This window comes from Streptomyces poriferorum, assembly GCF_019399235.1.
GTDB classification, from domain to species: Bacteria; Actinomycetota; Actinomycetes; order Streptomycetales; family Streptomycetaceae; genus Streptomyces; species Streptomyces poriferorum.
The window spans coordinates 1-10,335 of record NZ_JAELVH010000236.1 but is presented as its reverse complement, the minus strand read 5'-3'; the positions used below and the strand labels follow the sequence as shown (position 1 = coordinate 10,335).

The window sequence follows — 10,335 nt, the reverse complement described above, 5'->3', positions numbered from 1 at the left end:
GCCGAGCGGCTGCGGGAGGCGGAGCGCCGCGAGACCGGCCGGGGCGCCGGCCACGCGGCCCCGGAACTCTCCCCCACCGCCCGGGCAGCTCATCCGGCCGGCCGCACCGCGCCGTGCTCCCACGCCCACGCAGCGATCTCCACCCGGTTGCGGGCCTCGACCTTGGCCTGGATCCGCCCCAGATAGGTCTTGACGGTCGACAAGGACAGGAACAACTCGTCGCAGATCTCCTGGTTGGTGCGGCCCACGGCGATCAGCCGCACGATGTCCAACTCCCGTACGCTCAGCCCGAACGCCTCCACCCCGGCCGGCGCCGTACTCAGCTCGGCCTGCTCCAGCCTCTTCAGCAGCCGCACCGTCACCGCCGGGGACACCAGCGCATCCCCCCGGGCGGCGGCGTGCACCGCCTCTACGAGCAAGGCCGGCGTGGCGTCTTTCAGCAGGAACCCGCACGCGCCGTTACGCAGAGCGGTACGCACGTAGTCGTCCTGGTCGAACGTCGTGATCACCACGACGTTCAACGGATCAGCCACCCCCGGGCCGGCCAGCTGCCGGGTCACCTCCAACCCGTCCAGCCGCGGCATCCGGATGTCGGCCAGCACTACCTGCGGGCGCAGCCGGCGCGCCAGCTCCACGCACTCCACGCCGTCTGCCGCTTCCCCGACCACCTCGATGCCCGGCTGTGCGTCAAGGATCATGCGGAAACCTGCACGCACCAGCTCCTGATCGTCGGCAACGACAACGTCAATACTCATTCCGGGCATGCGCCAGTTCGTATCACAGCGACCGCACCGCGAATCCTTCCAGGGGCGCGGCCCCGCGGGCGTCGAGAGTGGTCACGGGCAGCAGCCACCGGCCCCGGTCGGCGCGGGTGGGCCTGATTCGGTGACGGCCGGAGCCGCGTAGGTGGTGTTGTTCTTCTGCTTGGCCAGGGAGTCGGCGTCTGCCTTGACGACGTAGACCTCCCACGGTTCCTGGCCGGGGCCGTGGACCCAGACCTTGTCCTGGAGGGCGTAGCAGCAGGTGATGCCGGTCTCGACGTCGGTCGCCAGCCCTTCGTCCTGGAGGCGGGTGGTGGCGGCGTGGACCGCTTCGGTGGTGCCGACCTCGACGCCGAGGTGGTCCATGCGGGTCTCTGCGTCCGGTGCGCCCTGGACGAGGACGAGTTTCAGCGGCGGTTCGGCGATGGTGAAGTTGGCGTACCCGTCGCGCAGTTTCGCCGGTTCGGTGGCGAAGAGCTTGCTGTAGAAGGCGATTGAGGCTTGCAGGTCGGGGACGCGCAGGGCGAGCTGCACTCGTGACATGACGTTCCTCCTGACTCGTGCGGACGCGCCCGGCCGAAGGTGGCCGGGCGCGGTGGTTCAGGACCCGCAGCAACCGCCGGACGAGGCTTCCTCGGTGACCGCCAGCGGCAGGGAGAGGCCGGTGCCGATCTGTACGAGGGCGGGTGCGGCCGGAGCGCAGCAGCCGCCCTCGTCGCCCTGTCCGGCGGCGGGGTCGTCGAAGAGTCCGGCGCCGCCGCAGACCCCGGTCTCGGGGAGGGTGAGTTCGACGCGGTCGGCGGCTTCGGTGTCGCCGGCGAGTGCGGCGGCGACGGAGCGGACCTGCTCGTAGCCGGTCATGGCGAGGAAGGTGGGGGCGCGTCCGTAGGACTTCATGCCGACCAGGTAGACGCCCTGTTCGGGGTGGGAGAGCTCGCGGTGGCCGTGCGGGTAGACGGTGCCGCAGGAGTGCTGGTTCGGGTCGATGAGCGGGGCGAGCTCCACCGGCGCCTGGAGGCGCTCGTCGAGGGCGAGGCGGAGCTCCGACAGGAACGACAGGTCGGGGCGCAGGCCCGTCAGGACGATGACCTCGTCCACCGGGTCGAGGCGTCGGCCGTCCTCGCCGACGAGGACCAGTCGGCCGTCGGCGGCGGGTTCGACGGCCTCGGTGCGGAAGCCCGTGACGGCGTCGGCGTACCCGTCGTCGACGGCGGCCTTGGCGGCCAGGCCCAGGGCGCCCCGTGCGGGGAGCTGGTCGGCGCTTCCACCACCGAAGGTGGAGCCGCTGATGCCGCGGCGCAGGATCCACACGGAGTGGGTGCCGGGCTCATCCTTCGCTACGCCGGCGAGCGCGGCGAGAGCGGTGAAGGCGGAGGCCCCGGAGCCGATGACAGCGGTGCGCTTTCCGGCGTACCGGGCACGGACGGCCGGGTCCTTGAGGTCGGGGATGCGGTAGGAGATCCGGGCGGAGGCGGCGTGTTCGCCGAGGGCGGGCAGTCCGTCGGCGCTGATCGGGGCGGGGGTGGACCAGGTGCCGGACGCGTCGATCACGGCGCGGCCCAGGATCCGTTCCTCGGTGCCGTCGGCGCGCGTGATGCGGATGGTGAAGGGCTGATGCTCGCGGTCGGCGTCGACGATCCGGTCGCGGCCGAGGCGGGAGACGCCGGTGACGGTGGCGTCGTAGCGGACCTTGTCGCCGAGGACGTCGGCGAGCGGCTGGAGGTACCGCTCCGCCCAGTCACCGCCGGTGGGATACGTGTCTGCCTCGGGCCGAGCCCATCCCGTGGGTGCCAGGAGCTTCTCGGCGGCCGGGTCCGTCAGCTCGCTCCAGGTCGAGAACAGCCGCACGTGCGACCAGCCGCGCACCGCGGTGGCGGCGGTAGGGCCGGTCTCCAGGACCAGTGGCTCGATGCCGCGCTCGACGAGGTGCGCGGCGGCCGCCAGCCCGGCGGGGCCGGCGCCGATGACGACAACCGGAAGATCTGCACTGGTGGTCATGGCGTTGATGTCCTCCGGGATGGGCGACCGTTTCCGGCCGCTGTTTCGATTGCTGTCTATATCCCAAGGTTGCCACTGGTATCGATGAGTGTCAACATAGACGTATGTCGAATTCACGGATGGTGGAGTTGCCGGTGCTGGATGCCGGAACGGTGGTGCCGTGCTGCCCGCCGATCACCGCGGGGGAGTTGTCGCAGGACGACGCGGAGAAGATGGCCGCGATGTTCAAGGCGCTGTCCGACCCGGTGCGGCTGCGGCTGTTCTCCAAGGTCGCCTCGCATGCAGGTGGCGAGGCGTGCGTGTGCGACATCTCCGACGTCGGGGTCTCCCAGCCGACCGTCTCCCACCACCTGAAGAAGCTGCGCGAGGCGGGCCTGCTGACCTCGGAACGGCGCGGGACCTGGGTGTACTACAAGGTCGCCCCGCCCGTCGTGGCAGCCATGTCCGCCATGCTCGACCTGCGCACCTGACCTCCGGTTCGCGCCTGCGGATCGGGTACCTGCTGGACCCGGACAGGGCGGTGCACGGGCAGTTCGTAGCGCTGCTCGTAGTCGCTCAGGTACTCCACGACGTGCCCGGCGTCCGGGTACTCGTGGCCCGGCTGGGCCCGCATGATCCGGCCGGGCAGCGAGGAGAAGGCGGCCGGTGAGAACAGGTGCAGGGAGTCCCAGGTGTGCTGCCAGGCCCCGCCGGGTGTGCCCTGCGCGTCCAGGATCACGAAGTCCAGCTTCTTGCGGCGCAGGTGTATCCGGCGGCGAGCCCGGCTTGCCCGCGGCCGATCACCACCACGTCCGTCTGCCTGGTCACGGCATCAGGACGTATCGCCTCAGGCGTCCTTTTGCGGGGTGGCGAGCGCTGAAGGGGCGAACTTCTTGCGCCAGGCCAGTGCGACGTACACCAGGCCGATCAGGACGGGGACCTCGATGAGCGGGCCGACGACGCCCGACAGGGCCTGGCCGGAGGTGACGCCGAAGGTGGCGATGGCGACGGCGATGGCCAGCTCGAAGTTGTTGCCCGCGGCGGTGAACGCGAGCGTGGTGGTGCGGTCGTACGCGAGGCCGAGGCCCTTGCCCAGGAGGAAGGTCCCGAAGAACATGATCGCGAAGTAGACCAGGAGCGGCAGCGCGATCCGCACGACGTCCAGCGGCTGGGAGGTGATGGTCTTCCCCTGGAGTGCGAAGAGGATGACGATCGTGAACAGCAGGCCGTACAGCGCCCAGGGTCCGATCTTCGGCAGGAACTTCGCCTCGTAGTTGCTGCGGCCCATCTTCTGCTCGCCGATGCGGCGGGTGAGGAAGCCGGCGAGCAGAGGGATGCCGAGGAAGATGACGACGTTCAGTGCGATGTGCCAGACGGACACGTCCAGGCCCTGGCCGTCGCCGAGGTTCATCCAGCGCGGCAGCAGGTCGAGGTAGAACCAGCCCAGCAGGCCGAACGCGAACACCTGGAACACCGAGTTCAGGGCGACGAGAACAGCGGCGGCTTCGCGGTCGCCGCAGGCGAGGTCGTTCCAGATGATGACCATGGCGATGCAGCGGGCGAGGCCGACGATGATCAGGCCCGTACGGTACTCGGGCAGGTCCGGCAGGAAGATCCACGCCAGGGCGAACATGACGGCGGGCCCGACGATCCAGTTGATGACCAGCGAGGACACCATCAGTTTGCGGTCGCCGGTGACCGTGTCGAGCTTGTCGTAGCGGACCTTGGCCAGCACCGGATACATCATGACCAGCAGACCGAGCGCGATCGGCAGCGAGATCCCGCCGACCTCGATCTTCGCGAGCGCGTCGTTCATTCCCGGGATCAGCCGGCCCAGGCCGAGACCGACGGCCATGGCGAGCAGGATCCACACCGCGAGGTAGCGGTCGAGGGTGGAGAGCTTCTTGACGATCGAATCCTCCCCACCGCCGACCGGAGCGGGAGAAGTGGTGGGCTCGGTGGACGTCACGGGCAGGCCCTTTTGTTCTCGGAAGCGGTACGCGCGGAGTCGGCCAGTGCCGCGAACTGCTCGGAGAGCCCGGCCAGGACCTCGGGCTTGAGCTTGTAGTAGGTGAAGCGACCGCAGGGCTCGGTCTCCACCACCCCGGCCTCGCGCAGGACCTTCATGTGGTTGGAGAGGTTGGTCTGCTTCGCGCCGGTCTCCTCGACCAGGTGCGTCGTACAGAGTGTCTCGCGTGCCAGCAGGGTCACGATCCGGAGTCGGAGCGGATCGCCCAGCACCCGGATCAAATCAGGGTCGACTGAAGTCAGCATGCGCTGATACTTTCACATCATCGCTCGCTGATACCAGCGGGAGCTGAAATCATTGGCGGGTGAGTTCCGCCGCGCGACGAGAGAGAACGATCATCATGGCCGACTCTTCCGGCAAGCCGTCCGTCCTGTTCGTCTGTATCCACAACGCGGGCCGCTCCCAGATGGCGGCTGCCTGGCTGACCCATCTGGCCGGGGACCGGGTCGAGGTCCGTTCCGCCGGCTCGAATCCGGGCGCCGCCGTCAACCCCGCCGCCGTCGAGGCGATGGCCGAGGTCGGCATCGACATCTCCGCCGAGACCCCGAAGATCCTCACGATCGACGCGGTCCGCGAGTCCGACGTGTGCATCACGATGGGCTGCGGCGACACCTGCCCCGTCTTCCCCGGCAAGCGCTACCTCGACTGGAAGCTGGACGACCCGGCCGGCCAGGGCGTGGAAGCCGTCCGCCCCATCCGCGACGAGATCAAGACCCTGATTGAGGGCCTGATCAAGGAGATCGCCCCGGAGGCCACGGCGTGAGCGAGATACGTGACGTCGTCATCATCGGGTCCGGCCCCGCCGGCTACACCGCCGCCCTCCACACCGCCCGCGCCCAGCTGCGGGCCGTCCTCCTCGGCAGCGGCTTCTTCGTCGAGTGACCGCACGACCAGGCCGGGCATTCCGGTCGCTGCACGGTTTTTGAGGGGCACTACCGGACGGGAACGGCCGCTGTGGTTGCGGTGCTGCGCTGCTGTACCGCAGGCTCCGGGCGCAACCTCGACCGTCGGCACCATGGGGGCGTGGGCCAGAGGCGCTCATCCACGGGTAGATCATGACGCGCTGACGGCTCACCATCACCGGGCAAGAACGGCTGCGCTACGGGAGGCCGACGACGGGGACGGTCACTGCGGTTGCTTCGGCCTCGGTTTCCGGGGTCATGGGGGAGTCCGGACCGGCTATCAAGACCGTGATGCAGGAGCTCGAAACGATGCCCTGACCTGGCCTGGTACCCGCCGTAGGCTTTGCCTGACCTGGCCCGGTACCCGCCGTAGCCTTTGGGAGGTCCTCCCTGCCCGCACATGGCCGAGGAGATCCAGGTCGGTACCGGCTCCGGACGTTCGAAAACGTGGTAGCCCACAGGGTGACCCCCGCGCTTCCGATCGACGTCCGGCTCGGCGCGGGCCGGGCCTTCGAGGCCGCACCTCGCCAGCCAGGGCTTCAGCCCCGCGCCGGGCTGCGGGCTACGTGCGGTGCCGCGGACGGCCTGAGGCCTTCTTCGCGGGGGTCTTCGCCGCAGAGGTCTTCTTGGCGGCCGCTTTCTTGGCGGGGCCGGTCCTTCTCTCCGGAGCCGGGGATTCCGTCGCCGCCTTCCTGCCACGGCTCGCCCTCTTCGCGGGAGCCGTGCGACGGGGCCTGTCCGGCTTGGTGGACGCGTGCTCCGGAGCTCGGCGCCGACGGCGGGCGGCCGGGCGCTCGGATTCCTCCCCCGCGTCGTCCTGCTCCCCGTGGTCCCGCGTGCTCCCGTCGACCTCGCCGGCCTCCTTCACCGCGTCCGCAGCGCTCCGGCCCACGTCTTCGACGGCGTCGCCCGCTCCGGCGCCGACGCCTTCCACCGCCCTGCCCGCGCCCCCGCCCACGGACTCGACCGCGGTCCCCGCTCCCCGGCCGACCTCGCTCACGGCCGCGCCGGCGCCCTTGCCCAGCTCTCCCGCGGCCCGGCCGGTGCCGGCCCCGACGTCCTCGACCGCCGCACCCACGCCGCGGGTCAGCTGTTCGAGGATCTGGGGGTTGCGATCCACCGTGGCCAGCAGCCGGGTGACGACGGCGGCGATGTGATGGAGCCGGACCTTGAGCTGCGCCTGGACGTCCACACCTTCGATGCCCAGCTGGACCCGCCCGAGCCGCACGTCCGCCCCGACGTTCAGTTTGAGGAGGTCCAACACCTCGGCCTGCAGCGAGACGTGGGCCTCGAGGTCGTCCACCTCCAGGTCCAGCTTGTCCACATGGAGGGCAGGGACGTCCAGGAAGACATCTGACGGCCCCTCATCAGGACCGTCGCAGTCCGGGACCACGATCTCGGCGTCCGGGTCCCGGCCCTCGCGGTCGGCCTTGTCGGAGCTGGGCATGGTGGCGCACATCCTCGTTAGGTTCCCCGAGCAGGATCCTCTCGTCCAAGTGTCGGCCGGGCGAAACCATGACGCAATCGCCGGTGTCCCGCGTCGGACGGCCCCCGGGGGCTCCGGCGCGCGCCGCGCCTGCACCGCCGTGCCTCCCGCGCCATGTTCTGACCGGAGACCAGGGCTGGCTGGGTGCCGGCACACCCGGTGGCGAGTGGAGACCAGCCGATCGAGAACGGGCCCGACCCAGCGACGCCGGGGCACGCTCTACGGCGACGATCCCAAGAGCCGGCGCCGCAGGGTCGTCCCGATGCCCGCCCTGTGCGTCGCACCGCTGCGCCGGCACCGGCTGAAGCAGCGGGAGACGTTCTCCGATACGGGCGTCACATGGTCCGAGGGCGGCTACATCTTCGCCACGCGGAACGGCCGGCCGGTGGAGCCCCGGAACGTCTACCGCTCGTTCACGCGGGTTGCTGCCGGTGCCGGTCTGCGGGTGGTCCGGCTGCACGATGCCCGCCACGGATGCGCCACGCTGCTGACGGCGGCCGGCGTCGCGCGGGGGGTCATCATGGAGATCCTCGGCCACAGCCAGATCAGCATCACGATGGACGTGTACACCCACGTCGTCCACGACACCCAGCGGGAGGCGATCAGCCACATGGACCGTCTGCTCAAGCGCCGTCTGCCGACCGCCTGAGAGAGTGTCGGTGGAATTGCGGCGAGCCCAGGGGTGGGAATGTTCGGGATGATCGTAGTGGGTGCCCTGTTCTTGGGGATGGCCCTAGCCGTCGCGTGGGCCGCCCTCGGAGTACATGCGCTGCTTCTCGGCCGGATGCCTGGACATCGGCTCCCCCGGCGAGTACGGCAGCCCAGAGTGTGGGGAGCGGGGGCCCTGCTCATGGTAGTGAGCTGGTACCAAGGATCGCCGTCGCTGCTGGTGATCGGCATTGGTCTTGTCGCATTGGGGCACGTGATGAAGCCCGCGAGGTGATGCGGCCTGTTCATGGGGCACGACTGCCGTCAAATGGTGCCGTCAAAAAGGCCCGGACCATGATCGGTCCGGGCCTTTTCCCTGGTGCCCCCGGCAGGATTCGAACCTGCGACACCCGCTTTAGGAGTTTTCCCTGATCAATGCTGTGACCTGCGTAAACTTAGCCCCCCGTGTGCCTGACCTGGGAAAACACCCCTCCATAGTTCTCATGGGTTCGTGGGGTTTCCCGGCCTCATGTGTGCTGAATCTGTTCCGGTGGGCAGCGACGACACGATCAGCGTGGATCGGCTCCGCCGCTGTCGGCTGCAAGTGTCTGCGTATGTGACAGGAGGATCCGGCGCAGCGTGGGGTCGACTACGAGAATCTTCACAGTGAGGGTGTCGCCGACTTGGACGACGTCTTCAGGTCTTTCCACACGCCGCTCGGCGAGTTCGGAGATGTGCACCAGACCCTCGAAGCCGTCGTCCCGGTCCTCGACGCGGACGAAGGCGCCGAACGGTACGAGCTTCGTGACGGGGCCAGCGATGATCTGACCGATCTGTTGGACGAGTTCCTCCATTGGATCCACTTGTAGCGACTTCAGTGAGAGCTGCACCTGCTGCCGCGCCATGTCGACGCCGAGGATCTGGACAGTGGTCTCCTGGCCTACAGTCACGACGTCAGAGGGGTGGTCGATGTAGCGCCAGGACAGTTCGGGGATATTGATCATCGCGGTGAAGCCGCCGATATCCACGAACGTGACGCCGAAACTGGCGATCTCGATCACCGTCCCGGCGCAAATCTGGCCTCTGCGAAGGGTCTTCAGGATGGCCCATTGCCGGTCGCTCGGCGTCGGCTCGGTCCTCCACCGGGCCCGCAGTACACCGTCGCTGTCGGGCAGGACTGCGGCGAACAGCGGGTGGCGCTGATCGGTGTCGAGGGACAAGACGGTCGCGCCACGGGCGCCATCGATTTGTTCGGCCAGTTCTGCGAACTGGGTTTCGTCGGCGACGGTGCTGGTGATCTGCCCGTTCTCGTCCTCCCAAACGAATTCGACCAGGCCCTCGTCGGGGAGGCCGGCAAGGACCGTGTCGACGTCCGGGGACAGGTCCGGCCAGACGATCAACTGGGCGCGGGGTGTGAGTCGAGCGCGTACTGCGTCCACTGTGTCGCTTGCGAGGCGGTGCCAGCGCGACGCGTTGCTGATGTAGCACTCTTCCAAGATCGCAGCACTGCCCATGGAGACGGACAAGCGCAATTGTGCCCAGAAGTCGTCGTCGGCAGGGCGTTGCCCGCCCTCCTCCTCATCGAAAGTCGCGTCGTAGTCGTAGGGGGAGGCATCTATGCGTTCCGGGAACAGTCCAAGGGCTCGGGTGCGGGCCACCGCTCGGTCAGGTGGCGTGCTGGTGCCCACGTAGACGTATTGGTCCCACCCGACATGTACGGCGAAGGTGCCTTCCACCTCCAGGCGGCACCAGGCGCCCTCGTCGCGAAGCATCGCCCGGACTAGTTCCAGGCCGATGGCAACGGGCACCTTTGCCCCGTCGTGGTAGCCGGTGAGGTCCGGCGGGAAGATGCCCGTCAGACCGTGACCCGACACTGCCGGCTCCAGGCCGAAGTGGACGAAGCCTGGAGCCTGGGGTTCCCGGATGGCCAGTTGGTCGATCCCGGCACCTGCGGCGAAGGCGGCCATCGCCTGCAGATACGCGTCTTCGACCGGACCGTGGTCGCTGATCGCCTCGGTGGCGCCGATGTAGCTGCCGTGCTCGTCGCGGTCGGCGGGATCATACTTGGTGATCCGGTAGACGTACGGCAGCACGTCACTGCCCACCAATAGGGCGCCCTGCGACTTGGTGAGCCGGCTCCCGGGAGATGCAGTCCTGCTCATTGAGAAGGCACGGTGTGTAGCGGATGGATTCATACATTGCCGCGAGTGTACGGATGGCCCTGGTTACCGAACAGACCACCGAGGATCTCCGGCACTGCGCGTTGGCGCCGTGTTGATTGTTTGGGTGCGCCAGCAGCAAGACTGAACCGAACTCAGCCCATCCGACCTGGTTCAGCGGCAGAGTTGGTCGGGGTCCTCGGCGAAGGTCGCGAACTCAGCCTGCGCCTCGGTGCTGATCTCCCGAGCGGGCCTGCGGGGGGTGGTCGCGTGCCGCGCGGCAAGATCGGCTAGTGCTGCGTCGTGGCGATCCTCGCGTTCATTGCCCAGTGCGGCTTCCATGGTGGTTTGCATTACTGAGATTTAACTCGTG

The 10,335-nt window shown here is 68.7% G+C and carries 10 protein-coding genes and 3 pseudogenes; 4 read left to right on the top strand and 9 right to left on the bottom strand.

All coding sequences use genetic code 11. The features are described from left to right. Positions 1-89 precede the first annotated feature (89 nt). From JGS39_RS30405 to JGS39_RS30395, 3 genes are all read right to left on the bottom strand, one after another. Positions 90-764: a response regulator gene (locus tag JGS39_RS30405; protein WP_219572915.1), complete on the bottom strand. Its 675-nt coding sequence runs from the start codon at positions 762-764 to the stop codon at positions 90-92. A gap of 72 nt (positions 765-836) precedes the next feature. Then, positions 837-1,304 (bottom strand): ArsI/CadI family heavy metal resistance metalloenzyme, encoded by a 468-nt coding sequence (locus JGS39_RS30400; RefSeq protein WP_219572914.1) that lies wholly within the window; start codon positions 1,302-1,304, stop codon positions 837-839. A gap of 57 nt (positions 1,305-1,361) precedes the next feature. Continuing rightward, positions 1,362-2,759 carry an NAD(P)-binding domain-containing protein gene (locus tag JGS39_RS30395; RefSeq protein WP_236064385.1) on the bottom strand — a complete coding sequence of 466 codons (1,398 nt, stop codon included), beginning with the start codon at positions 2,757-2,759 and terminating at the stop codon, positions 1,362-1,364. 104 nt (positions 2,760-2,863) lie between these two features. Here JGS39_RS30395 and JGS39_RS30390 point away from each other — a divergent pair, with 104 nt between their 5' ends. Continuing rightward, positions 2,864-3,229, top strand: coding sequence for an ArsR/SmtB family transcription factor (locus tag JGS39_RS30390; protein ID WP_219572913.1), 366 nt, complete (start codon positions 2,864-2,866; stop codon positions 3,227-3,229). Positions 3,230-3,255: 26 nt separating this feature from the next. Here the strand turns inward: JGS39_RS30390 and JGS39_RS30385 are convergent. The 3 genes and pseudogenes from JGS39_RS30385 to JGS39_RS30375 all read right to left on the bottom strand — a co-directional run. Continuing rightward, a pseudogene (locus JGS39_RS30385) lies at positions 3,256-3,566 on the bottom strand (NAD(P)-binding domain-containing protein); the annotation flags it as partial. Positions 3,567-3,585: 19 nt separating this feature from the next. Beyond that, entirely contained in the window at positions 3,586-4,707 is a 1,122-nt protein-coding gene (gene arsB, locus JGS39_RS30380) for an ACR3 family arsenite efflux transporter (RefSeq protein ID WP_219572912.1), read from the bottom strand. Further along, positions 4,704-5,012 (bottom strand): ArsR/SmtB family transcription factor, encoded by a 309-nt coding sequence (locus JGS39_RS30375; protein ID WP_104784940.1) that lies wholly within the window; start codon positions 5,010-5,012, stop codon positions 4,704-4,706. The genes arsB and JGS39_RS30375 overlap by 4 nt, the downstream gene beginning before the upstream one ends. Positions 5,013-5,107: 95 nt before the next feature. On the opposite strand from JGS39_RS30375, the gene JGS39_RS30370 reads away from it, so the two are divergent. Both JGS39_RS30370 and JGS39_RS30365 read left to right on the top strand, forming a co-directional pair. Continuing rightward, on the top strand, positions 5,108-5,530 hold the full coding sequence (locus JGS39_RS30370) for an arsenate reductase ArsC (protein WP_219572911.1): 423 nt from the start codon (positions 5,108-5,110) through the stop codon (positions 5,528-5,530). After that, a pseudogene (locus JGS39_RS30365) lies at positions 5,527-5,622 on the top strand (FAD-dependent oxidoreductase); the annotation flags it as partial. The gene JGS39_RS30370 and the pseudogene JGS39_RS30365, both read left to right, overlap by 4 nt. Positions 5,623-6,231: 609 nt before the next feature. Here the strand turns inward: JGS39_RS30365 and JGS39_RS30360 are convergent. After that, positions 6,232-7,116 (bottom strand): prolipoprotein diacylglyceryl transferase, encoded by an 885-nt coding sequence (locus JGS39_RS30360; protein WP_219572909.1) that lies wholly within the window; start codon positions 7,114-7,116, stop codon positions 6,232-6,234. A 235-nt stretch (positions 7,117-7,351) separates the two neighbouring features. Between JGS39_RS30360 and JGS39_RS30355 the strand changes: the two are divergent. Next, positions 7,352-7,804 (top strand): annotated as a pseudogene (locus tag JGS39_RS30355) (tyrosine-type recombinase/integrase); the annotation flags it as partial. Between the two features lie 568 nt (positions 7,805-8,372). Here the strand turns inward: JGS39_RS30355 and JGS39_RS30350 are convergent. Beyond that, the gene (locus JGS39_RS30350; protein WP_308120793.1) at positions 8,373-9,908 is read right to left on the bottom strand and encodes a S1 RNA-binding domain-containing protein; all 1,536 of its coding nucleotides are present in this window, start codon (positions 9,906-9,908) and stop codon (positions 8,373-8,375) included. A gap of 228 nt (positions 9,909-10,136) precedes the next feature. Then, a complete protein-coding gene (locus tag JGS39_RS30345; protein ID WP_219572908.1) occupies positions 10,137-10,316 on the bottom strand; it encodes a hypothetical protein in 180 nt (59 codons plus the stop codon). Between the last annotated feature and the right edge of the window lie 19 nt (positions 10,317-10,335).

Excerpts from the sequence above, each read along its gene's own strand:
- JGS39_RS30405 (WP_219572915.1), bottom strand. The coding sequence starts at position 764 with ATGCCCGGAATGAGTATTGACGTTGTCGTTGCCGACGATCAGGAGCTG.
- JGS39_RS30400 (WP_219572914.1), bottom strand. The coding sequence starts at position 1,304 with ATGTCACGAGTGCAGCTCGCCCTGCGCGTCCCCGACCTGCAAGCCTCA.
- JGS39_RS30395 (WP_236064385.1), bottom strand. The coding sequence starts at position 2,759 with ATGACCACCAGTGCAGATCTTCCGGTTGTCGTCATCGGCGCCGGCCCC.
- JGS39_RS30390 (WP_219572913.1), top strand. The coding sequence starts at position 2,864 with ATGTCGAATTCACGGATGGTGGAGTTGCCGGTGCTGGATGCCGGAACG.
- JGS39_RS30375 (WP_104784940.1), bottom strand. The coding sequence starts at position 5,012 with ATGCTGACTTCAGTCGACCCTGATTTGATCCGGGTGCTGGGCGATCCG.
- JGS39_RS30370 (WP_219572911.1), top strand. The coding sequence starts at position 5,108 with ATGGCCGACTCTTCCGGCAAGCCGTCCGTCCTGTTCGTCTGTATCCAC.
- JGS39_RS30360 (WP_219572909.1), bottom strand. The coding sequence starts at position 7,116 with ATGCCCAGCTCCGACAAGGCCGACCGCGAGGGCCGGGACCCGGACGCC.
- JGS39_RS30345 (WP_219572908.1), bottom strand. The coding sequence starts at position 10,316 with ATGCAAACCACCATGGAAGCCGCACTGGGCAATGAACGCGAGGATCGC.